Raw genomic sequence first — 21981 nt, 5'->3', positions numbered from 1 at the left:
AAGTACGTTGCTTAAAAAGCAGTATCTAATTTAATGTAATCTAGAAATTCACGACGTACAGATTCTTCTTTAAATCTTCCGCCAAATTCACTTGTTACTGTGCTGCTTTCAATATCGCGAATGCCGCGGCTATTTACACACAGGTGCTTTGCATCAATAACACATGCAACGTCCTGAGTTCCTAAAGCCTTTTGTAATTCTTGAACCACTTGCATCGTAAGGCGTTCCTGAACCTGTGGTCGCTTAGCATAATAATCTACAATACGATTCATTTTAGAAAGTCCTACAACGCTACCGTTAGAAATATAAGCTACGTGCGCTCTACCTACGATAGGTAATAAGTGGTGCTCGCAGGTTGAGTAAACAGTAATGTTTTTCTCTACAAGCATTTCGCCGTATTTATAATTATTTTCAAAGGTTGAAGCTTTAGGCTTTCGCTGTGGATTAAGACCTCCAAATATCTCATTTACAAACATTTTAGCAACTCGGTTTGGAGTTCCTTTTAAACTGTCATCTGTAAGATCTAAGCCTAATGTTTGCATAATGTGAGTTACATCATCCTTAATAAGAGCAATTTTTTCAGCATCACTCATTTCAAAAGCATCTTCTCTTAGGGGAGTTTCGGCTGAAGAGCTGTGGTGATTATCACCTGCTTCATCGATTGCTTTTAGTTCTTCGTTTTCAAAATTCATATTCATAAAGCTATTAGTCGCTGCTTAGGCTAAAGGCTTGCAAAGATAGTTAATTTAACAATTTAAAAACGTCTTGATGTCATCAGTTTTAATTGGTCTAAAAAAGCTATAAATCAAAAAAAAATCCCTCAAAATAGTGTTTTGAGGGATTTCTAATATTATGCGCAAATTCTTTAAAGTTGAAAAGAGAGAGATGCGACAATATTTGTATTTATTGTATCTATATATGCTGTGTTTGCAAATGCCCCATCATACAAAGCTGTATTACTTTGCTGTTTTGCCCAGTCATATGCTAAATCAATTCGTGCATTGCCTATCGCGTAACCCAGACCTAAGGAGTAACCACTACGGTCACTTAAAATTGCATCGTTTTTATAAGGACTTTCTATAAATTTATAACCTCCTCTAAAACTCCAGTCACCAGAAAGAAACTCACCTCCTATTTTATACGTAGAGGCGCCCGTTAATTGATTCTCAATATTTGCATTTACTTGCTGAAAAAAGACATCATTATCTGGTCTGTATTTCATAGATGTATAGTCTTCATAAGAGTAATCAAAGCTTAAAAATCCGTTAGAGCCAAAAATATATGCTATACTACCTGTTGCTTTTCCGGGTGTTTGAAGATCATAATCTTCATATATGTTAGTGACATTTGGAGATAAAACGACATTGCCATTAATTCCGTTAGTTGATAGATATTGGTCAGTTTCTTCAGAAATAGTGTAATACGTAGGAGTGTCATAGGTCGCTCCTAAGCGCAAACTAGGAGAAATATGGTAAATGCCACCTAGTTGCAAGGATGCGCCGGTACCATAACTTCTTAGCTCATTATCAAATCGTGTGCTAGACACCGCATTTGCAGCGCTATTTGCATCTTCAAAAAAGATGGTTTCTTTTCTGAAATTAAATGTATGTGCATTTAAATTTATTCCCAAATACAAATTTTCAGAAACCTGTGCTGCTGCGTTAAATGTAAATCTGCTATTATTACCATAACTTAAATACTGATATTCCTGATCAAACGAATTGCCGTTTTGAGCGCTAGTATAGTTTGTATTGTTGATGTCGTCAGATTCAGGATTTATTAAATATCCCTGATATCCTAAAAAAGCTTGTTGCGCACCAAAACTTTCATTTTCGCCTAAAAATTGATATAAACTTGCTGTAGTTTCATCATCTCGCAATTCTAAAAGATCTAAAGGAATTCCCTGCGCATATCCTGAAAAGTAATCTGCAATAGAATTTGTACTTGTACCTGAAGCCACATAACCATTGTCAAAATCGTTTGAACGATCATAATTAAAGCTAAATGCAAACTTTCTAAGTTTACCGTTTCCTTGAGAAACAAATACACCTCCAAACTGGTTTAAGTCTATATCAGTTTTGTCAGAAACCGTGATACCATCATTATAATAAGTTTGGTTATCATAGTTTCCAGATGATAAGGATAATGATACAAAGCTTTTATTAAAAACTGCAGAACCTGCCGGATTGTTGTTAATAGCAGAAACGTCGCCGCCCAAGGCGCCAAATGCACCACTAACACCACGATACCTTGCGGTACCTGTTATGTCTTGAGAACTGTACCGTACCGCATCGCTTACGGTTTGGGCATAAAATACCTGCCCACTTAAACCTATGAATAGGAGTATGAGAATATTTTTCATTATAAATTATTTTGATGTTTGATTAACGGCCACCACGTCTTCCTCCAGAACTGCTTCTGCTCGATCCAGAACTACTTGATCTCGAAGGGGCAGATGTTCTTGCCGGAGCAGCGCTTCTCGTTGGAGCAGATGTTCTAGCAGGAGCTGAACTCCTTACTGGAGTGCTCGCAGAGTTGCTTCTTGAGTACGTGCCCGATCTTGAGGGTGTAGCTGTAGATCTATTAATAACCGTATTAGAATTTGTTGAAGTTCTTGTGGTATTGCTGCTTCTACGTGCTGTACTATTATAAATAGAATTGGATCTCGACGTATTAGCAGAGGTTCTCGAAGCATTACTTCTAGAAGTAGGATTTACGCCTACATTGTTACGGCTGTACGTTCTACTAGTACGTGCGTAATTTACTGATGAATTTCTTGATCTTGAAGTAACAGTAGATTGGGAATTTGCAGTTCTACTAGTGCTATAGGTGTTGTTTGAGCGTCTGTTGTTCGCATAGGCATATCTCCCGTTGTTATAACCGGAGTAATATCGGTTAGCGTAAAATGGGTAATTTCTATAGCCATATCCAAAATATGGATTATACCCATAATAAAATGGCGATCTCCATCCTAAACCGTAACCATATCCATAACCAAAGGCAGGATACCCTCCCCAGGCATAACCTGAAAAGAAAGGATCAAAACCAAAACCTCCGTAGCCATAAGGGCCATAACCAAAACCACCATAACCCCAAAAAGGTCTCGCAAAACCAAAACCCATTTGATTGTAAAATGATGGATATATATTTACAATTACCTCATCATAGGTATCTCCCCAACCTGCATTCGAATTGTAGGCAAGGTCTCCTTGAGATATCGCATTTTCATCAGTATACTGAGAATTTGAGCTGTAAGATTCTACATCTGTAAATATTGATCCATCATCCTGTGCTGTTTGTAAATCTGATGCACCTTGAGAAAAATAATTTGCATAAACATTAGCATTAGAACTCGCTACTTCCTGCTCATAATTGGTGTCAGACATGCGAGTGCTAGTACCATAGATTCCATCATTCATAGAATACTGAGATGGCCCGCAGGAAACAAATCCCACTAAGGTTAAAACAGCAGCAACTGCTGGTTTTATAAAAGTTGTTAGAGTAAAGTTCGCGCTTCGCATATCATCCGTATTTTATTGTTGTACATTGTAAATTTAGTTAGTTTTGCGGTCAATTTTGTGCATTTAACAAACATGTTGCAAAACTTTCAATTAAAGATAAAGTCACAATATTTGTGCCAAATAAATATATATGGGAAAGAATTTAACTACGAGGGCAGAGGATTATTCAAAATGGTATAACGAGTTGGTTGTAAAGGCTGATCTAGCTGAGAATTCGGGTGTTAGGGGTTGTATGGTGATTAAACCATATGGCTATGCAATCTGGGAAAAGATGCAGGCAGAATTAGATCGAATGTTTAAAGATACAGGGCATGAAAATGCTTATTTTCCATTGTTTATTCCTAAATCTTATTTTAGTAAAGAAGCGAGTCACGTAGATGGTTTTGCAAAAGAATGTGCAGTTGTAACACATTATCGTTTAAAAAATGATGTAGATGGGAGTATCATAGTTGATCCCGATGCTAAACTAGAAGAAGAGTTAATTGTTCGCCCAACTTCTGAAACAATTATTTGGGATACTTATAGAAAGTGGATTCAGTCTTATCGAGATCTTCCTATAAAAATCAATCAATGGGCAAATGTGGTGCGTTGGGAAATGCGTACACGTTTATTTTTAAGAACTGCAGAATTTTTATGGCAAGAAGGTCATACTGCTCATGCTACCCAACAGGAAGCGATAGAAGAAGCGCAGCAAATGATGCGTATTTATGCTGATTTTGCTGAAAATTTTATGGCTATGCCGGTTATAAAAGGTACTAAGACAGAAAGTGAACGTTTTGCAGGAGCCTTAGATACGTATTGTATTGAGGCTTTAATGCAGGACGGTAAGGCTCTTCAGGCGGGTACCAGTCATTTTTTAGGTCAAAATTTCGCTAAAGCATTTGATGTGAAGTTTGCAACTAAAGAAGGCGGGCAGGAACACGTTTGGGCAACATCCTGGGGTGTTTCAACGCGATTAATGGGAGCTTTAGTAATGACGCACAGTGATGATAATGGACTCGTATTACCTCCTAACCTTGCTCCAATACAAGTTGTAATAGTTCCTATTTATAGGGGAGAAGATCAGTTAGATTCAATTTCGCAAGTTGCAAGAGAGCTTCAGCGTGAACTTAAGTTATTAGGTGTTTCTGTTAAATATGATGATAGAGATACACACAAACCAGGTTGGAAATTTAATGAGTACGAACTTAAAGGTGTGCCATTGCGTATAGCAATAGGCCCAAGAGATCTTGAGAAGCGTACCGTTGAGTTAGCGCGTAGAGATACCCTTACTAAAGAAACTGTTTCTAAAGATGCTATAGTAGATCGTGTACAGGAACTTCTTACAGAAATGCAAAAAGCGCTTTTTGATAAGGCAAAGAACTTTAGGGATAGTCATATCACCGAAGTAGATACTTATGATGAATTCAAAGATATTTTGGAAAATAAGACAGGATTTGTTAGTGCATTTTGGGATGGTACAAAAGAAAGTGAAGAGCGTATAAAATCAGAAACTAAAGCTACAATTAGATGTATTCCGTTGAATTTCAAAGAGGAAGAGGGTGTGTGTGTTTATAGCGGCAATCCTGCAAAAATGCGTGTTCTCTTTGCTAAGGCATATTAATTGATTTTTTTTAAAAAATATTCAATTAGCTATTGCACGATCTAAAAATATGTGTATTTTTGCATCCGCAATTAAGCGAAAGATTGGTCCGTTCGTCTAGGGGTTAGGACGCCAGGTTTTCATCCTGGTAACAGGGGTTCGAGTCCCCTACGGACTACAGTAAGGTTGGTTGTGCGCCTAAAAGCATAAATATTTGACATAATGGCCCGTTCGTCTATCGGTTAGGACGCCAGGTTTTCATCCTGGTAAGAGGGGTTCGATTCCCCTACGGGCTACAATTTAAAAACAAAACAAGATAATGGCAAATCACAAGTCATCTCTAAAGAGAATTAGAAATAGCGAAGTAAAGCGTTTAAGAAATCGTTACCAGAGCAGAACTACTCGTAATGCAATGAAGAGATTGCGTGAGGCAGACAAAGCTGAAGCAACAACTTTGTTTCCATCTGTGGTTTCTATGATTGATAAGTTAGCTAAGAATAATATCATTCACGATAACAAAGCTTCTAACTTAAAATCTCAACTTGCTAAGCACGTGAATGCGTTATAGTAACTTGTTTTAAAAACTTAAAAACGCCTACAAGCAATTGTAGGCGTTTTTTTTGTTTTATAATTCAGATTTATTTGTGCGCTATGTGGGTTGTACTTTTAAAAATTGAAGGTGTCTAAATATTTATAATTTAGAGGAATTGATAGTTTGTTTTATTCATTTATAGGGATTCTAAAGATCTTTTTTATTTAGTGAGGTTATTAACCTAATTCTGAGTTTATGAACGAGGTTGGTGTCTAATTTGATTAGTCAGGATATAAGTATCATTAAAAGTTCAAGGATGAGAAAATATAAAATGAAAAACCCGGTATCTTGAGATACCGGGTTTTATTATAATAAATTTTAACTCTTATTATCCGTTCATAGATATTAAGAACTCCTCATTATTTCTAGTTTGTTTTATGCGCTCGCTAACAAATTCCATAGCTTCAACAGGATTCATATCAGCAAGATATTTACGCATTACCCACATTCTTTGTATTGCGTTATCACTTAATAATAAATCATCTCGTCTAGTACTTGAAGAAGTAAGGTCTATAGCAGGGAAAATTCTTCGGTTTGCGATCTTACGATCTAACTGAAGCTCCATGTTACCGGTTCCTTTAAATTCTTCAAAAATAACCTCATCCATTTTTGAGCCTGTTTCAGTAAGTGCAGTAGCGATAATGGTTAATGATCCGCCGTTTTCTATATTTCTGGCAGCACCAAAGAAACGCTTTGGTTTATGAAGTGCATTAGCATCAACACCACCACTTAAAATTTTACCTGAAGCAGGTTGTACTGTGTTGTAAGCTCTTGCTAAACGCGTAATCGAATCCAGTAGTATAACCACATCGTGACCACACTCTACAAGGCGCTTTGCTTTCTCTAATACAATATTTGCAACGCGTACGTGCTCGTGAGCTTCCTTATCAAAAGTAGAAGCTACAACTTCACCTTTTACATTACGTTGCATATCTGTTACTTCCTCAGGACGCTCATCAATAAGTAATATCATTTGATAAACCTCTGGGTGGTTAGCTGCAATTGCATTTGCAACATCCTTAAGAAGCATAGTTTTACCTGTTTTGGGTTGTGATACAATCATGCCTCGTTGCCCTTTTCCTATAGGGGCAAACAAATCCATCACACGAGTGGAGATTGTGCTTTGACGGTCTGCAATATTGAATTTTTCTTTAGGAAATAAAGGTGTTAAATGCTCAAAAGAAACGCGATCACGTACTACACTAGGATCTAAGCCATTTATTTTTGACACTTTAATAAGTGGGAAATATTTCTCACCTTCTTTAGGTGGGCGAATTACGCCAAGAACGGTATCTCCTGTTTTTAATCCAAATAATCTGATTTGAGACTGAGATACATAAATATCATCTGGTGATGATAGATAATTGTAATCTGATGAGCGTAAAAAGCCATACCCATCCTGCATAATATCTAATACTCCTTCGCTTTCAATTAGTCCTTCAAATTCATAATCTGGCTCTCTGTAACGGTTTCGCGTGTCTTTGTTTCCGTTATTGCCAGAGTTTGTATTGCGGTTATTATTACGATTATTAGAGTTGTTATTGTTATTTGAGTTACTGTTACTATTACCGTTAGTATCTCTTTCTCTTGTATTAGAGCGGTTATTAGAATTAGAAGAATTCTCGTTACGAGCTCTAGTTTTTTGAGGCTTATTGTCGTTTTGTTTAGAAGAATCAGACTCAGACTTTACAGGTCTTGGTTTGCGCTGTCTGTCTTCTTTTATTTCAGGTTTTTCTGTCTTGACATCCTCATTTTTTGCTGCAGCAGCTGGCTCTGGTTTCTTAGAATTATCTCGTTCAGGACGATTATTCTTAGAATTGTTTTTGTTTTGAGCTCTTGGTTTTGGTGTCTTTTGAACCTCTGGAGTATTCGGTTTTGTAGATTTCTCGGTAGAGGAGACTTCTATAACTTCTGCCACAGCTTTAGGATCTGCAGCTTGTTGATCTAGTACTTTATATACTAAGTCTAGTTTTTTTAAAGTCCTGTATTTGGGGATATCTAGGCCTTTAGCTATTTCCTGAAGTTCGGGAAGTTTCTTAGCTTTTAATTCTGAAATATTAAACATTAAATATAAGTATGAATTTCTGTATCGTATTGAATTTGAAAGCTGACAAAAAATTTTGAAGAAGGTCTAAGAAATTTTTCGGCAAGTAAGTAACCAACAAAGAAGTGGTTAGGCTTTCTAATGCAATTATACGATAATATTTTTTATTTAAATGATTCTAGTCTCAAAGAAGTTTATATTTTTGTGATCCTTAACAGGTTTATAGAATATATGATTCAACGTATACAGAGTATTTATCTTTTTCTTGCGGCAGTAGTTTCTGCGTGTTTGCTTTTTGTTATTCCGGTATACAGTACAGCAGGAGGTGACTTAGTTTACGCTGTTGATAAATTAGAGTTAGTAGGGTTGTTTTTTGGAAGCGCTTTACTATCTTTGATTACTATTTTTTTATTTAAAAACAGAAAGCTTCAGTTTGTTCTGGGCCGACTTAATATAATATTGAACTTTATTTTGCTAGGTGTATTGGTTTACCAGTCGCAAATCTTATCTGGAGGGGCGGCGGCTCCTGAGAAGGGTATTGGGATGCTAATCCCCATCATTTCTATCGTTTTTATCGCTTTGGCCAACAAAGCAATTAAGCGGGATGAGGATCTTGTAAAATCTGTTGACCGGTTGCGATAGATCTACTATCTTAGTTAATTAGTGCAAAAACCCTGTAAGTATGCCAACTTGCAGGGTTTTTCTTTGTATCTAAATTAGATCGTGTGTGATTTATTTTCTTTCAATCTCAATAACTTCGAGATTTTCTATGTTTCCGTTACCTACGGTAAATCTTAGCATAGTACGTACTTTATGAAAGCCGTGAATGCCTATTGCACCAGGGTTCATGTGTAACAGATTAAGCTTGCGATCTGGCATTACTTTTAAAATATGAGAGTGACCACAAATAAAGAGTTTAGGCGGGTTTGCGCGTAATTCTTCGCGTATTGCCGGGGAGTATCTACCGGGATAACCACCAATGTGAGTTATCAAAACATCAACACCTTCAAAGATAAATCTATTGTTTAAAGGAAATTCATTCCTGATTTCGTGATCATCTATGTTACCAAACACTGCCCGCAAGGGTTTTATTTTTTTTAAGGCGTCTGTAACTTCAAGACTGCCTATATCTCCCGCGTGCCAGATTTCATCTGCTTTTTGGGCATACGCTAAAATACGATCATCTATATAGCTATGCGTGTCACTAAGGAGGAGAATTTTTTTCATAAATTAATCAGATTTTGTCAAAATCTATTGAGAAGAATCAAGACTTCCTGCAAAGATGTATCTTTGCAGGCTTAATTACAAACCTACAGATTGCGGTATTTTATCGAGATAGCATATGATGGTCAACCCTATCACGGTTGGCAGCGGCAGCCCCATAGTATAAGTGTGCAAGAGGTTTTAGAAGACGCTTTGTCTACATTATTACGAGGTGATGTTGCTGTTATCGGAGCGGGTAGAACAGATGCCGGTGTTCATGCAAAACAACTCTTTGCTCACGTTGATATAGAGACTGTTTTTTCAGAAGAAGACTTAAAGCATTTGCAGCACCGTTTAAACCGGTTTATGCCCCAGAGTATTGCTGTATATTCAATTTTACCTGTTAGGGAAGAAGCACACGCTCGTTTTGATGCCATTGCGCGCAGTTATGAGTATAAATTACATCAGGCTAAGAATCCATTTTTAAACAATCAATCTTATTTTTTTGAGAAAGAACTTGATGTAGATCTTATGAATCTTGCGGCAGGGCACTTGCTCGGTAAGCAAGATTTTAAATGTTTCAGCAGATCAAATACAGACGTGAAAACTTATCTTTGCGAGATTACTAAGGCGAATTGGGAACGTAAAGACGAGCAATTAATTTTTACAATTACTGCAGACCGTTTTTTGCGTAATATGGTACGTGCTGTGGTAGGAACCTTATTAGATGTTGGGATGCAAAATATAGCGCCTTCGCAGGTAAAAACTATAATTGCGAGCAGATCGAGATCTGAAGCAGGAGCATCGGCACCGGCACACGGGCTATACTTAACGGCAGTTAAATATCCAGAAGAAATTTTTAAGATAGATGGCAGAAGAGACTAAGGGTAATGCATTTGATTTTGGGCTTTTTAAGCGTTTGCTTGGTTATACTAAGCCATATCGCGTAAGGCTTTACTTTGTGGCTTTTGCCGCAATATTAATATCTGTTTTTGCTGTATTAAGGCCTATCTATCTGGAGCTTGCCATAGATGAAGGTATGCAGCCTAAAGATATTGATAGCTTAATTTATTATATTCAGCTTACCCTGGTTGTTTTATTAGGTGAATCCCTATTTCAACTGCTATTTATTTATTTTGCAAACTGGCTGGGTCAACAAGTAGTGCGTGACATTCGTGTGAAACTTTTTGGTCATATGATTCGCTTTAAAATGCAGTATTATGATAAATCAGCTGTAGGTAGGCTGGTTACCCGTGCTGTTAATGATATTGAAACCATAGCAAGTATATTTAGCGAAGGTCTATTTATGATAATTAGTGACATGCTCAAAATGCTTGTTATTGCGGGTGTTATGCTTTATAAAAGCTGGCAATTAGCACTCATCGTTTTTGTTATTCTACCTTTTATACTTTATGCAACCCGTATTTTTCAAAAGAAGATGAAAGTCGCTTTTGAAGAAGTACGTACGCAGGTAGCTAATTTAAATTCGTTTGTACAGGAGCGTGTAACCGGGATGAAAATCGTACAGATTTTCTCAAGAGAAGATATAGAGCGTGAGAAATTTGATGGCATAAATAAGAAACATATGCGCGCCTGGAATAAGACGGTCTGGTATAACTCGATTTTCTTTCCTGTTGCAGAAATGGTTACTTCAATAACAATTGGTCTTTTGGTATGGTACGGCGGTCTGCGGGCAGCACAAAGTGATGTTATAACTATAGGTTTAGTTACCGCTTTTATACAATTTTCGCAAATGCTTTTTACGCCTTTAAGGCAAATAGCAGATAAGTTTAATACGCTACAAATGGGTATGGTAGCTGCAAACCGGGTCTTTGCCATAATAGATACCGATTCTAGAATTGAAGATAAAGGAACTCATATTTTAAAGAATATTAAAGGTGATCTCGCTTTTGAAGATGTGCGTTTTAGTTATATTTCTAATGAAGAAGTCTTAAAGGGGATTAACCTCGAAGTAAAAGCAGGGGAGACGGTTGCCATTGTAGGTTCTACAGGTGCAGGAAAATCTACGATAATTAATCTACTAGGTCGTTTTTATGAAATAGATAGCGGTAAAATTAAAATTGATGGTATAGATATTAAAGAGGTAAAGCTAAGTTCGCTGCGTTCTGAAATCGCTGTTGTTTTGCAAGATGTATTCTTATTTGCAGATTCTATATTAAATAACATAACCTTAAATAATCCTAATATCACTGAAGCAGACGTAATTGAAGCTGCTAAAGCTATTGGTGTAGATTCTTTTATAAGTAGTCTGCCTAACGGCTATCATTATAATGTTAAGGAACGAGGGGCAATGCTCTCTAGTGGCCAGCGACAGCTTATTGCATTTCTACGTGCATACGTGAGCAATCCTGGAATTTTGGTTCTTGATGAAGCAACTTCGTCTGTAGATTCTAATAGCGAACAGCTTATTCAAAAAGCGATAAATAAAATAACAAAAGGCAGAACTTCTATTGTTATAGCACACCGCCTTGCTACTATAAAGAAAGCAGATAAGATTATTGTTATGGATAAAGGCGTTATCGTTGAGATAGGAAGTCATAAAGAGCTCCTTCAAAAGGAGGGTGGTTATTACCGCAATCTTTATGAAGTTCAGTTTGCGGCTAATCAAGAAATCGTTTAGTTCTTTCTAAGAAAGATCCTTCCGTAGTATTTCTATAAGTTCCTGAGTGGTTTTAAAGAGAACAAATTCCCCATCTTTTAAATAACTTATTGCTCCTGTTTCTTCACTCACTACTAGGGCTACTGCATCTGTTTTTTCTGTTATACCTACAGCTGCTCTGTGTCGTAAACCAAAACGTAGCGGTATGTTACGTTCATTAGAAACAGGAAGAATAGCACGGGTGGCGGTAATTCTATTTTCTTCGATAATTACAGCTCCGTCGTGAAGTGTAGAGTTTTTGAAAAAAATACTTTGTAAAATGGGTTTGTTTACTTCCAGATTCATAGAATCCCCAGTGTTTTTTACAAAATCTAGATTTGTTGTACGTTGAATCACAATTAACGCTCCCGTTTTATCGCTTCCCATTTTCTCACAGGCTTCAATGATTACTTCAACTTTAGTGTTTGAAGAATCTTTGGCTTCATCTTGCAAAAATTTAATGTGCTTTAAAAATCCGCTTTTGCGACCTATGTTAGTAGAGCCTATCATTAAAAGAAACTTACGTATTTCTTGTTGAAAGACAACAATTAAAGCAAACATCCCGGCACCTATAAACTGTCCTAGAATGGTACTTAGCATTTCCATTTGTAATAACTGGGTAATTTTCCAGATGACCCAGATAATACAAATTCCTAGAAATATATTAATAGCAACAGTCCCTTTAACAAGTTTGTAAAGGTAGTAGAGTAGGGTTGCAACTAATAGAATATCGACTAAATCGAGTATTCTAAAATTTTCAAGAATGTCCAAGGGCTAATAGGTTTCTGTAAAAATAGGTAAAAATTTCACGCTTCTAGAATACGATTTTATAGTAATGAGACTAAAAAACTATATATGTAGTTTTAAAACTATAAAAATAGTTGTTTGCCTAATTTTTTAGTTTTACATTTGATCAGCTGCTTATAATTAGTTGTTTAAGTATGTAATTATAATTACAAAAGCAGAAATAGAATAGAATGAAAGCCAAAACCCCTAAAATTATAGAGATGGAAAAATTAACAAATAAGGAAGAAGAGATTATGCACGTGCTTTGGAATCTAGAAAAAGCATTCGTTAAAGAAGTGCAGGCTGGTCTCGAGGATGAAAACTTACATTACAATACCGTATCTACAATTGTTAGAAATCTTGAAGAGAAAGGTTATGTGGGATATAAAGCATATGGTAAAACACATCAATATTTTCCTATTATTACTAAAGAAGCTTACGGTCATAAATTCTGGAACGAAGCTACCAGACGATTTTTTGATAGTTCGTATAAAAATATGGTTTCCTTTTTTGCTAAGGAAGAGAAGATTACAGCAAACGAATTGCGTGAGATTCTCGAACTAATTGAAAATAAACAGTAGTATGTTACTTATAACCTACCTATTAAAAAGCGCCGCTATATTAGCTATTTTTTATGTGGCCTATAAACTGTTATTAGAAAAAGAAACCTTTTTTAAACTAAACAGACATTTTTTATTCATAGGAATCCTCACAGCAATTTTTGCTCCTGCAGTGACTTTGACTCGTACAGTTTATAAAAAAGAACCGCTTATAGATTTTGATATTCCCGTTCAGAATAGCGTTTCAAATGATATAATAACGACTGCCTGGGTAGATATTAACGGCTGGCAAATTGCCGGTTTAATATATGGAGTAGGGGTTTTAATAATGATTTTTTTACTGTTTAAAAAAGTTATAAATATCTTGATTTTTATTAAAATGTCAGTTTCTACAACACGTAATGGATTTCATTATATTCAAATTGATGGTTTAGAAACTCCATTTTCATTTTTTAATTATATTGTTTTAGACCATACGGGTCATAACCAGGCAGAACTGGATATGATCATTCTTCACGAGCAAAACCACGCGCGCCAGCGTCACAGTTTAGATATGCTTCTGATGCAAGTTACATTGGTGATGCTTTGGTTTAATCCTTTTGCGTGGCTTTATAAGAAGGCAGTAGATCAAAACTTAGAATACCTCGCAGACTTTGCTACAGCCAGTCAAGTTGCAGATCAAAAACAATATCAAATGGCATTGGTACGCGTTGCTTTACCGCAAAGAGTACCAAGCCTTACACATTCATTTTATCAATCATTTATTAAAAAGCGAATAGTTATGTTAAACAAACAAGAATCAAAAAGGATCAATAAGTGGAAAATGCTTCTGGTTTTACCGGTAATGGCAGCATTTATGTGGAGTTTCAATGTAAAAGAAGTTGTAAGCTATACTTCGGAAAGCGAGGCGGAAAATGCTACTGTTTCAGCGGAGCAAGCTGCACAATCTGTGTCAGTAGCAACCTCTCAAAAAGAAACTGGTAAAACTTCAGAAATGAAAACAAATCCAGTTATAGAATTAACTCCAAATACTGAATCACCTATGACCAACTCAAAAGAATTTAAAAAGGTGATTTCTAAATCTGCCACAAAAGCAGAATTAGATGCTTTAGTAAAAGAGTTGAAATCTGAATACAAGGTTTTGCTAAAGTATTCAAAGCTTAAATACAACAGCCAGGGCTTAATTACATCTATAACTTTAAATGTGGTAGATGAAGAATCTGGTAGCAAATCAAGCTCGTCTTACAATAGCTCAAACCCTATAGGAGATATTGTTATTTATAGATCTGAAGATGGAAGTTTTGGAGTGGTTTCTGCTTCAAATAGTATCACACAACGTTCAGGTACAAATACAGTTGTAAGTGGTAGTGATGCTATGCAAGAACAAATGGATGCTCGTCGTGCTCAAATGGATGAGCGTAGAGCAGAAATGGAGAAGCGCCGTGAGGAAATGGATAAAAGACGTGAAGAAATGGACGCGCGAAGGTTAGAACTTGATCAGCAACGTGAAGAAATGGAGAAGCAAAGTAAATCCATTAATCAGAAAATTGATGAAGAAGAAAAACCTATTAAAATTGAGTTGCGCGAGAAACATTCAAATGCAAAATATGTTAAAGATCAAAATGCTGAAAATGAATCCTCAAAAGCTCTAATCGTAATAGATGGTAAAGTTGTGGAGAATAAAAATTTAAATAGCATAGATCCTGCTACTATAGAATCTATAAATGTTCTTAAAGGTGAAGAACAGACAAAAGAATATAAAGATCAAATGAAAGGGAAAACAGGAGTTATCATAATTAAACTGAAAAAAGGTAACAATTAGTATTTGTAATAAATCAACTTTTAAGACCTGCTTTTCTTATTTTGAATTGCAGGTCTTTTTTATTAAATATGATGAGTAGGTTATTTTTATGTCAAATTAGCCTCAAAAACCCCTAGAATATTAAAATTACTTAAAATAGAACCCTGTAATTGTTTCATATTTTATACTTAGCTGTCTGTTTAATTAATGTATGTAATCGAAAGTAAGAACGAGGTATTGTAATATGTAGCATATTTCATTTTTATACTTACAATACTGTATTCAATTGCATTAATAATGCTTGAAATAATTGTAGATGTGATTTTTACTTGCATTCTTTGTAGAACAAATCATTTATCAATCAAAAAATCACAGTTATGGTAACTTTAATTCTTACAATTATTGAGACACTATTCAGCTAAAAAATGAAGTCTTAACACTTTCTGAAAGCGCGCTCAGAATTGTGTTTAATAATCTAAATTTGAAAGAAATAGATCTTTAAAGTTTAAAATTTGAAGTTTATGAAAAAGCAACTATTTAAAACTTTGGCAAAAATCAATAAAAGGGTTTTGCCCAGTTTTACTAAAAAAGAGTTAGACCTTACTAAGGCTAGCAAATTTCAATTGGCGCTTTTTGGATATAAATTATGGGTTACTAAAAACTCCTTAGACTAGTAATGTACAATGCTATGAAGTGGATAGTTGCTAATTTTAGATCTTCCTTCCAGGAAATTTAGTTCCATTAAAAAATTACATTGTACTACAGTACCTCCACATTTTTCTACTAGTTTACAAGCTGCTGCTGCGGTCCCGCCAGTTGCTAAAACATCATCGTGAACAATAACTAAATCTCCGGGTCTAATACTGTTCTCCTGAATTTCGATAGAATCTACACCATACTCAAGCGCATAGCTTTGGCTAATTACTGCTCCCGGTAATTTCCCCGGCTTTCTTATAGGCACAAAACCCAGTTTTAATTTTTGGGCTAAAAGAATGCCTAATAAAAATCCTCTGCTTTCTATACCTACAATTTTTGTAGCATCAAAACCGTATAAACCCTTTGCAAGTAGCTCTACAGCTTTGTTTGTAGCTTCAGGATTAGCGAGTAGGGGACTAATATCTTTAAAAGTTATCCCTTCTTTAGGGAAGTTAAGTACGTCTGTAATATAATTTTTCAAATTCATTTTTTGAAGATATAATTTTCAGCTCAAAGTTGTGTTTAAATAGTTCTCAAAATTTACCTTTAAATTCTATTCAATTATAAATTATGGTAATTTTAGTATGTCAGTTTTTTGGATCGTTTTTTGGTTTTTTAGCAATTGTGTTTGGTGCTTTTGGTGCTCATGCGCTCAAGAAAAAATTAAATGAAGATCAAATGAGAAGTTTTGAGACTGGAATAAAATATCAAATGTATCACGCCATTCTATTATTGGTTTTAAGCTTCAATCTTAATTTTAATTCGCGTTTAGAATCAGTAATTATTATATGTTTCAGCCTTGGTACATTTTTATTTTCTTTTTCCATTTACGGTCTTTGCCTTAATAGTGCTGCAGGAACTAAAATGCGATTTTTAGGACCTATAACTCCATTAGGAGGTTTGTTGCTTGCTGTAGGGTGGCTATTATTAATGGTACATTTTTTTCAAAGTTATTTTTAATTAAAAAAGGCTCCCAAATAGGAGCCTTTTAAATTTAGATTAGATAAAGTCAGGGGCTTAATTATTGTATAAATACATAGAAGCGGCAGCTGCTAGCGTATTGTTAACTGTAGGAGCGATATTACCACCTTGAGTAAGTGCATTTGCAAATGCATAAACTGCGCCCTGCGCAACATCTACTACAAATACTGTTTTAGTCTTATGGTCGTAAGCAACATCTATAGGGTTATTCATTAATGTTGCAGCTCCAGTAATTATATTTTGATTACTTGTTGCAATGGTACCGCCATCGGCAGTTGCAGTAAGTAATGCGTTAAAGTTTTGTACTACGTGAATTCCACCGTCAATCGCACCACCTGCAGCAAGACCTATATTTGTCATAACAAGTACATCATCTGCTTCACTATAATCAATACCATGTGTTCTTACGATTCCTGCTATACCTATAGTTTTAGTAGCAGATATAGAACCGTCTGTAGTATTTGCCGTTAAAAAGTCTTCAAATACTGCGAGTTGGTTAGAACCAGGTCCGTCAATTACAGCAAGAAGGTCATTACCTTTAAATGTAATACCCCAAACGCTTCTTAATGTTCCCCCTGTTAGATCTACAAAATCTGGAGTAAATGAATTTACAAGAGTAAATGCAGTACCAGAATACGAGTAAACAAATAACATTCCACTTGCGTTATCAGCAACTACAACTTTATTGCCATAAACGGCGATCTCTCTTGGGCTTGTTAAGTTTGCGTTAGCAGTACTTGTAAAACTTGCTGTCGCAGTCATCGCTGCGCCAGAGAATGCGCTATAGTATTCTAGTTGCGCTGCAGGTGTGCGAGCTCCCTGAATTAAAACATCTGTAAGTGCAGAGTAGAAAATACCTTCAGAACCTGTAGCACCAGAGGTAACAGTTTTTAACGTAGCACCAGAACCATCATAAATTGTTATATCACCATTAGCAGTACTAGTAGTATATAATTGTGTCATTTTATTCATAGAAGCCATTCCGGTTTTACCATCTGTCTCGTCGCTCGAGAAGTATATTGAAGAAGCTCCTGCAAGATCTTTAGAAAACGAAGGTGTTAAGTTACCACCAGTTCCGATACTCGTAAACCCTAATACTTTACCGTTTCCTACTTCAGAAATGTAAACTGCATCAGTTTCAGAGTCGTAAGCAACATCAATAGGATTTCCCATCATCGTGTTTGATCCTGCAACACGTACTTGCATACTTAATGGTAAAACTTCACCATCTGATAAAGCATCAAATTTTGTTGAAAAATTAGAAATCATGTGAAAACCACCATCATTATTTGCATCAGCAGCACTACCTATATCTGTCATTATCATAACATCATCATTGCCATCGTATGTCAAACCGTGTGTTCTCACGATACCTTCAATCGTTACTCGCTTAGTAGGATTTAAAGTGCCCGTTGATGCATTAGCAGCAAAATCTGCAAATACGGCAAGTTCATTAGAGCCAGGACCATCTACTACTGCGTACAAATCATTTCCTCTAAATGCAATTCCCCAAACAGGAAATTGAATATCTACAGTTGCAGTGAGACTAAAACTAGAACCATTTAATGTATATACATAAAAGGTATTGTCAGAATTGTCTGAAACCACATAAGTATCGCCTATTACAGCAATCTCTCTTGGGCTAGTTAAATCTGCAGAGCTCGTAAAGTCTGCCGTTAGAGTTGAGGTGTCAAGGGCACTTGTACCGGAGAACGCTTGCAATACACCAGATGGCATTGCAGCGGCTTGTACTAACAAATCTGAAGCAGCATTGTAATAAATCCCTTCGGTTACTGTAGAATTTGTAGTAAAAGTTACTAGTGAATCTCCAGAAATACTGTATTTGAAAATTGAAGGATTTGAAGCGTTTGTGTTTGTAACATAAAGCTCAGAACGTCTTCCCGGAGTAACAGGAACAGCACAAGGCGCACAAGAGCCACCACAATCGATACCTGTTTCTGTACCATTCATTATCCCGTCATCACAAGTTGCAATTGCAATAGGATCTTCAGAATAGTCATCATTGTCGCAACTACTTAGACTCAAAAGAGCCAGTGAAAGCATACTAATTTTGGTAAAAATGTGTTTCATAATATTGAGTATTTTGGATTAATTAAGAGTTACATCCGTTAGGATACTCAATATGTACGGAGTATTGATAGTTAGGGTTTTAGCAATGTTTATTAAATATTTGTTAAAAACCAGAAGCGGGATTTACACATTTTGAATACTTTATATCTATTTAGAAAAGTTTCTTTTATCCAATTGGCAGATTTGAAAATCTAAAAGTTCACGGCTTAGACTTAAACTCGTTTTGTAGTAGTTTGAGAAATGTAAACCTATCTCATTAATTTTTGATTCGGTTAATTTGACTACGTCTATGAGCAAAAAAAAATCCCTTAGAATAATCTAAGGGATTTTGAAATATATAATTAACGCTTATTGATTTCGATATTAAAGGCGGCTAATCCAAATAAATATAAAGAAAACATTTTGTCAATCTTACTTACTTATCTTAATGACGATAGGTTTATGCCTGCGTGACAAAATTTATTTTATTTGATTGAATTTTAACAATTAGACCTCCCAGCTATTCAGTTTAGAAGCACTATCCCAAAACATAAATTCAAGTTGACAACCCGTGTAAAAGGCATTGTGCATTTTTTCAAGTTGACTTTGACTACAGTTTTGTGCTACTCTATCGCATATGGCAATTGCTTGATCTACAAGCAATCCAAATTCTTCGCCGGCATAAGTATCAATCCATTTTTGATAAGGATTATTTTTTGAGGTTTGATTAGCATAAATAAAATCACCTACTTCTTTATAAATCCAAAAGCACGGTAATACCGCTGCCATTGCAACTTCAACCTGATCTAGTGCGGCTGTACTTTTTAAAAAGTGAATATAGTGATGGCAGGCAGGACTTATTTGCTGTGACTTGGTGATTTTAAAATCATTAAAAAAGGATTCGTGTAAGGCATTTTCAACAATAATAGCTCCTTCAGCAAAGCGAGTATAAGCAAGAATATCCTGCACGTCGTGACAACGTGCTGCGATTAATGCCAGTGCTCTCCCAAAATTTTCTAAATAAATTGAATCTTGCTGAATATAAAATTGAAACTGCTCAAGAGGTAGCGATCCATCTGCTAATTGATTGATGAATGGCATTTTAATTATCGTGTCGTATATAGGTCGAATTCGTTCCCAGCTAATATTACTCCATTTCATTTTTTATAAGTTTTTGAGGATCAAAAAAGTGATTTAATGGTCCGTTACCGTTACCTATCACCACATCTTTTGCGTGATAGATTGCTTTATGCACATAGTTCTGTCCTAATTGTACTGCACGCTCTAAGGTTTCGCCTTGTGCGATATACGAAGCAATCGCCGAAGAAAGCGTACAACCAGATCCGTGCATATTTTGGGTTTCATAACGCTCAAAGGAATATTCTAAAACGCTTCCGTCTTCTTTGAAATAGAGCGAAGTAAGGGTGCTTTCTTTTAAATGTCCACCTTTTAATAAAACCGATTTGCATCCTAGTTGTAAAATTTTTTGACCAGCAACATACATGTCGTCGAGATTTTTTACGTCCATTTTGGCTAACAACGCAGCCTCATCCATATTAGGTGTAATGATTGAAGCGACTGGAAACAAATGAGTGACAAGACTTTTTTTTGTTGCTTCTTCAATCAATTTATGACCACTGGTAGCTACCATAACGGGGTCAAAAACAACAGGTGTACTAGGATGCTGGTTGAGGTATCTTGCAATAGTTTCCACCAGTTGCGGGGTATGTACCATTCCTATTTTTACTGCGGAAGGTAATATATCATCAAAAATAGAAGCTAATTGCTCATCAACTACAGATACAGGAATTGAGAAAATTGACTTGACTCCGGTTGTGTTTTGAACGGGTAGTGCTGTTAATACCGTAGTAGCATAACACCCCAGAGCAGAAATGGTTTTTAGATCTGCTTGTAATCCAGCGCCACCACTGCCGTCAAAACCTGCAATACTCAAGACAGAAGGATATGTATAATTTTTCATGAGCTAGCTTAAGTTGTGTTTATATTTTGAAGCTTTTTCAATTTCATTACGTATTAAAGAAGCTGCTTTTTGAGGATTATCTGCACCACATATTGCCGAAACAACAGCCACACAATCTGCACCAGCTTCAATTATCTCTCTTGTATTTGATGCTTTTATACTGCCTATTGCAACCAGAGGTTTTTCGGTAGCATTTCTAATTAGCTGTAATCCTTCTATTCCCCAGGCAGTGACGGTATCGGTTTTTGTGGGAGTTTTAAACACCGGACTTATTCCCAGATAATCTGATGTATAGGTTTGCTCGTTATATAGCTGTTCTAGATACTCAATAGAGTAGCCCAATAAATTACAGGTTTCCCAGTCTTTTCTAATTGCTGTAGGGTTAATATCATTATTACCTACGTGTATTCCGTAAGCTTTTGCTTCCTGAGCAACGCTTAGATTGTCATTAATTATTAACGGAACATCATATTTAGAAAGCACTTCTTTTAACCGAATAGCTTTGTCTAAAAAACAGTTATGTGTAGTGTTTTTTTCGCGTAGTTGTATAAGGTCTACACCACCTTTAACAGCCTCTTCTGCTAATTTTAGAAAGTCTTTGCCAGCACATGCTTCCTCAGATATGACTAAATATAAGCGGTACGGAAATGAATTTATATTCATTTAATTAGAGAGTTTAATATGCTGTAAAAATTCGGTTTCTGTGATGTTATACAATTTGTCCAGAATATTCATTTGTAAACTTCCTGGACCTGCGCTGTTTCTTGCAGCGAGTTCCCCTGCAATACTAATTAGGGCAGTTGCTGCAACTGCAGCTTCAGTTTTATTAGTAATTACGGCAATAAATGCAGCAAGTATGGCGGTTGCAGAGCACCCCATACCCGTGATTTTTGTCATTAATGCATTGCCGTTATTTAATTTAAATTCTTGACCTTCATTTACAATAACATCAGTTTCGCCAGAGATTACTACAAGACATCCAAATTCTTTAGTTAAGTATCTGGCAGCATCTATAGCTTCAAGACTAGACGCAGTACTATCAACACCTTTAGTTTGTGTTTTATTGTGTTTTGCTAATGCCAGGATTTCTGACGCATTGCCACGTATTGCAGCAGGTTTAAGTTCTAAAAGTCTATTTAAAACCTCATCGCGATATGGCGTAGCACCTGCGCCCACCGGATCTAAAATCCAGGGTTTATTATTGTGATTTGCCTCGGTTGCTGCAATGAGCATAGATTCTACCCAGTACTCATCTAAGGTGCCTATATTAATTACAAGTGCGTTGCATATTTTTTGCATAGAAGCCATCTCATGGTGTGCGTGCGCCATAATAGGAGATGCGCCAATGGCGAGAAGTGCATTTGCAGTGTTATTCATCACTACATAATTTGTGATGTTTTGTACTAGAGGTGATTGATTTCTTACGGTTAAAATATGTTGCCAGAGGTTCTCGTTCATTGCGTATGTTTTTTAAATTTACGGCTAGAGGATACTGCTCTTTCTGG

General features: G+C 36.0%; 21 protein-coding genes and 2 tRNA genes. 11 read left to right on the top strand and 12 right to left on the bottom strand.

The window, feature by feature from the left end; all coding sequences use genetic code 11:
- Positions 1-11: 11 nt before the first annotated feature.
- The 3 genes from folE to ACEN25_RS07340 all read right to left on the bottom strand — a co-directional run bounded on the left by folE (position 12) and on the right by ACEN25_RS07340 (position 3521).
- Positions 12-692 (bottom strand): GTP cyclohydrolase I FolE, encoded by a 681-nt coding sequence (folE, locus tag ACEN25_RS07350; protein WP_441802358.1) that lies wholly within the window; start codon positions 690-692, stop codon positions 12-14.
- A 173-nt stretch (positions 693-865) separates the two neighbouring features.
- Positions 866-2362 (bottom strand): OmpP1/FadL family transporter, encoded by a 1497-nt coding sequence (locus ACEN25_RS07345; protein ID WP_441802357.1) that lies wholly within the window; start codon positions 2360-2362, stop codon positions 866-868.
- A 22-nt stretch (positions 2363-2384) separates the two neighbouring features.
- The gene (locus ACEN25_RS07340) at positions 2385-3521 is read right to left on the bottom strand and encodes a hypothetical protein (protein WP_441802356.1); all 1137 of its coding nucleotides are present in this window, start codon (positions 3519-3521) and stop codon (positions 2385-2387) included.
- Positions 3522-3651: 130 nt separating this feature from the next.
- Between ACEN25_RS07340 and proS the strand changes: the two genes are divergently transcribed.
- The 4 genes from proS (at position 3652) to rpsT (ending at position 5671) form a co-directional block, all read left to right on the top strand.
- Positions 3652-5124: a proline--tRNA ligase gene (gene proS / locus ACEN25_RS07335; RefSeq protein WP_441802355.1), complete on the top strand. Its 1473-nt coding sequence runs from the start codon at positions 3652-3654 to the stop codon at positions 5122-5124.
- Positions 5125-5209: 85 nt separating this feature from the next.
- Positions 5210-5281 (top strand) — tRNA-Glu (locus ACEN25_RS07330).
- Between the two features lie 46 nt (positions 5282-5327).
- Positions 5328-5399: transfer RNA gene (locus ACEN25_RS07325), tRNA-Glu, on the top strand.
- Positions 5400-5422: 23 nt separating this feature from the next.
- Complete coding sequence (rpsT, locus tag ACEN25_RS07320; protein ID WP_028376284.1) at positions 5423-5671, top strand: 30S ribosomal protein S20; 249 nt, start codon at positions 5423-5425, stop codon at positions 5669-5671.
- A 352-nt stretch (positions 5672-6023) separates the two neighbouring features.
- Here rpsT and rho read toward each other — a convergent pair whose 3' ends face one another.
- Positions 6024-7760: a transcription termination factor Rho gene (rho, locus tag ACEN25_RS07315; protein ID WP_441802354.1), complete on the bottom strand. Its 1737-nt coding sequence runs from the start codon at positions 7758-7760 to the stop codon at positions 6024-6026.
- A gap of 210 nt (positions 7761-7970) precedes the next feature.
- On the opposite strand from rho, the gene ACEN25_RS07310 reads away from it, so the two are divergent.
- Positions 7971-8381 (top strand): DUF4293 domain-containing protein, encoded by a 411-nt coding sequence (locus tag ACEN25_RS07310; protein WP_441802353.1) that lies wholly within the window; start codon positions 7971-7973, stop codon positions 8379-8381.
- A 90-nt stretch (positions 8382-8471) separates the two neighbouring features.
- On the opposite strand, the gene ACEN25_RS07305 is transcribed toward ACEN25_RS07310, so the two are convergent.
- Positions 8472-8966: a metallophosphoesterase family protein gene (locus ACEN25_RS07305; RefSeq protein WP_441802352.1), complete on the bottom strand. Its 495-nt coding sequence runs from the start codon at positions 8964-8966 to the stop codon at positions 8472-8474.
- 90 nt (positions 8967-9056) lie between these two features.
- On the opposite strand from ACEN25_RS07305, the gene truA reads away from it, so the two are divergent.
- Together truA and ACEN25_RS07295 are read left to right on the top strand one after the other, a co-directional pair.
- A complete protein-coding gene (gene truA, locus ACEN25_RS07300; RefSeq protein WP_441802351.1) occupies positions 9057-9827 on the top strand; it encodes a tRNA pseudouridine(38-40) synthase TruA in 771 nt (256 codons plus the stop codon).
- On the top strand, positions 9811-11583 hold the full coding sequence (locus ACEN25_RS07295) for an ABC transporter ATP-binding protein (RefSeq protein WP_441802350.1): 1773 nt from the start codon (positions 9811-9813) through the stop codon (positions 11581-11583). The genes truA and ACEN25_RS07295 overlap by 17 nt, the downstream gene beginning before the upstream one ends.
- Before the next feature lie 6 nt (positions 11584-11589).
- On the opposite strand, the gene cdaA is transcribed toward ACEN25_RS07295, so the two are convergent.
- Entirely contained in the window at positions 11590-12372 is a 783-nt protein-coding gene (gene cdaA / locus ACEN25_RS07290; protein ID WP_441802349.1) for a diadenylate cyclase CdaA, read from the bottom strand.
- Between the two features lie 236 nt (positions 12373-12608).
- Here cdaA and ACEN25_RS07285 point away from each other — a divergent pair, with 236 nt between their 5' ends.
- The 3 genes from ACEN25_RS07285 to ACEN25_RS07275 all read left to right on the top strand — a co-directional run bounded on the left by ACEN25_RS07285 (position 12609) and on the right by ACEN25_RS07275 (position 15422).
- Entirely contained in the window at positions 12609-12968 is a 360-nt protein-coding gene (locus ACEN25_RS07285) for a BlaI/MecI/CopY family transcriptional regulator (protein ID WP_028376277.1), read from the top strand.
- A gap of 1 nt (position 12969) precedes the next feature.
- The gene (locus tag ACEN25_RS07280) at positions 12970-14769 is read left to right on the top strand and encodes a M56 family metallopeptidase (protein ID WP_441802348.1); all 1800 of its coding nucleotides are present in this window, start codon (positions 12970-12972) and stop codon (positions 14767-14769) included.
- A gap of 500 nt (positions 14770-15269) precedes the next feature.
- The gene (locus ACEN25_RS07275; RefSeq protein WP_028376275.1) at positions 15270-15422 is read left to right on the top strand and encodes a hypothetical protein; all 153 of its coding nucleotides are present in this window, start codon (positions 15270-15272) and stop codon (positions 15420-15422) included.
- Here the strand turns inward: ACEN25_RS07275 and ACEN25_RS07270 are convergent.
- The gene (locus ACEN25_RS07270; protein WP_441802347.1) at positions 15419-15931 is read right to left on the bottom strand and encodes an adenine phosphoribosyltransferase; all 513 of its coding nucleotides are present in this window, start codon (positions 15929-15931) and stop codon (positions 15419-15421) included. The genes ACEN25_RS07275 and ACEN25_RS07270 overlap by 4 nt on opposite strands.
- An 83-nt stretch (positions 15932-16014) precedes the next feature.
- Between ACEN25_RS07270 and ACEN25_RS07265 the strand changes: the two genes are divergently transcribed.
- Complete coding sequence (locus ACEN25_RS07265; RefSeq protein ID WP_441802346.1) at positions 16015-16404, top strand: DUF423 domain-containing protein; 390 nt, start codon at positions 16015-16017, stop codon at positions 16402-16404.
- Between the two features lie 57 nt (positions 16405-16461).
- Here ACEN25_RS07265 and ACEN25_RS07260 read toward each other — a convergent pair whose 3' ends face one another.
- From ACEN25_RS07260 to thiM, 5 genes are all read right to left on the bottom strand, one after another.
- A complete protein-coding gene (locus ACEN25_RS07260; RefSeq protein ID WP_441802345.1) occupies positions 16462-18516 on the bottom strand; it encodes a hypothetical protein in 2055 nt (684 codons plus the stop codon).
- 486 nt (positions 18517-19002) lie between these two features.
- On the bottom strand, positions 19003-19656 hold the full coding sequence (tenA, locus tag ACEN25_RS07255; protein WP_441802344.1) for a thiaminase II: 654 nt from the start codon (positions 19654-19656) through the stop codon (positions 19003-19005).
- The gene (thiD, locus tag ACEN25_RS07250) at positions 19643-20476 is read right to left on the bottom strand and encodes a bifunctional hydroxymethylpyrimidine kinase/phosphomethylpyrimidine kinase (protein WP_441802343.1); all 834 of its coding nucleotides are present in this window, start codon (positions 20474-20476) and stop codon (positions 19643-19645) included. Before thiD ends, tenA begins: the two co-directional genes overlap by 14 nt.
- Positions 20477-20479: 3 nt before the next feature.
- Positions 20480-21139, bottom strand: a complete 660-nt coding sequence (gene thiE / locus ACEN25_RS07245) for a thiamine phosphate synthase (RefSeq protein WP_441802342.1) — start codon at positions 21137-21139, stop codon at positions 20480-20482.
- Positions 21140-21934, bottom strand: a complete 795-nt coding sequence (gene thiM, locus ACEN25_RS07240) for a hydroxyethylthiazole kinase (RefSeq protein WP_441802341.1) — start codon at positions 21932-21934, stop codon at positions 21140-21142.
- Positions 21935-21981: the final 47 nt, after the last annotated feature.

Origin of the sequence: Leeuwenhoekiella sp. W20_SRS_FM14, assembly GCF_052119605.1 — a bacterium.
GTDB lineage: Bacteria > Bacteroidota > Bacteroidia > Flavobacteriales > Flavobacteriaceae > Leeuwenhoekiella.
This window is presented reverse-complemented; position numbering and strand designations above follow the sequence as displayed.

Bases quoted from the DNA above. Each gene is read 5' to 3' on its own strand.
- thiM (WP_441802341.1), bottom strand. From the start codon at position 21,934: ATGAACGAGAACCTCTGGCAACATATTTTAACCGTAAGAAATCAATCA.
- ACEN25_RS07310 (WP_441802353.1), top strand. From the start codon at position 7,971: ATGATTCAACGTATACAGAGTATTTATCTTTTTCTTGCGGCAGTAGTT.
- ACEN25_RS07275 (WP_028376275.1), top strand. From the start codon at position 15,270: ATGAAAAAGCAACTATTTAAAACTTTGGCAAAAATCAATAAAAGGGTT.
- ACEN25_RS07340 (WP_441802356.1), bottom strand. From the start codon at position 3,521: ATGCGAAGCGCGAACTTTACTCTAACAACTTTTATAAAACCAGCAGTT.
- ACEN25_RS07280 (WP_441802348.1), top strand. From the start codon at position 12,970: ATGTTACTTATAACCTACCTATTAAAAAGCGCCGCTATATTAGCTATT.
- ACEN25_RS07265 (WP_441802346.1), top strand. From the start codon at position 16,015: ATGGTAATTTTAGTATGTCAGTTTTTTGGATCGTTTTTTGGTTTTTTA.
- thiD (WP_441802343.1), bottom strand. From the start codon at position 20,476: ATGAAAAATTATACATATCCTTCTGTCTTGAGTATTGCAGGTTTTGAC.
- rpsT (WP_028376284.1), top strand. From the start codon at position 5,423: ATGGCAAATCACAAGTCATCTCTAAAGAGAATTAGAAATAGCGAAGTA.
- tenA (WP_441802344.1), bottom strand. From the start codon at position 19,656: ATGAAATGGAGTAATATTAGCTGGGAACGAATTCGACCTATATACGAC.
- folE (WP_441802358.1), bottom strand. From the start codon at position 692: ATGAATTTTGAAAACGAAGAACTAAAAGCAATCGATGAAGCAGGTGAT.
- ACEN25_RS07295 (WP_441802350.1), top strand. From the start codon at position 9,811: ATGGCAGAAGAGACTAAGGGTAATGCATTTGATTTTGGGCTTTTTAAG.
- rho (WP_441802354.1), bottom strand. From the start codon at position 7,760: ATGTTTAATATTTCAGAATTAAAAGCTAAGAAACTTCCCGAACTTCAG.
- proS (WP_441802355.1), top strand. From the start codon at position 3,652: ATGGGAAAGAATTTAACTACGAGGGCAGAGGATTATTCAAAATGGTAT.
- ACEN25_RS07285 (WP_028376277.1), top strand. From the start codon at position 12,609: ATGGAAAAATTAACAAATAAGGAAGAAGAGATTATGCACGTGCTTTGG.
- ACEN25_RS07260 (WP_441802345.1), bottom strand. From the start codon at position 18,516: ATGAAACACATTTTTACCAAAATTAGTATGCTTTCACTGGCTCTTTTG.
- ACEN25_RS07345 (WP_441802357.1), bottom strand. From the start codon at position 2,362: ATGAAAAATATTCTCATACTCCTATTCATAGGTTTAAGTGGGCAGGTA.
- ACEN25_RS07305 (WP_441802352.1), bottom strand. From the start codon at position 8,966: ATGAAAAAAATTCTCCTCCTTAGTGACACGCATAGCTATATAGATGAT.
- ACEN25_RS07270 (WP_441802347.1), bottom strand. From the start codon at position 15,931: ATGAATTTGAAAAATTATATTACAGACGTACTTAACTTCCCTAAAGAA.
- thiE (WP_441802342.1), bottom strand. From the start codon at position 21,139: ATGAATATAAATTCATTTCCGTACCGCTTATATTTAGTCATATCTGAG.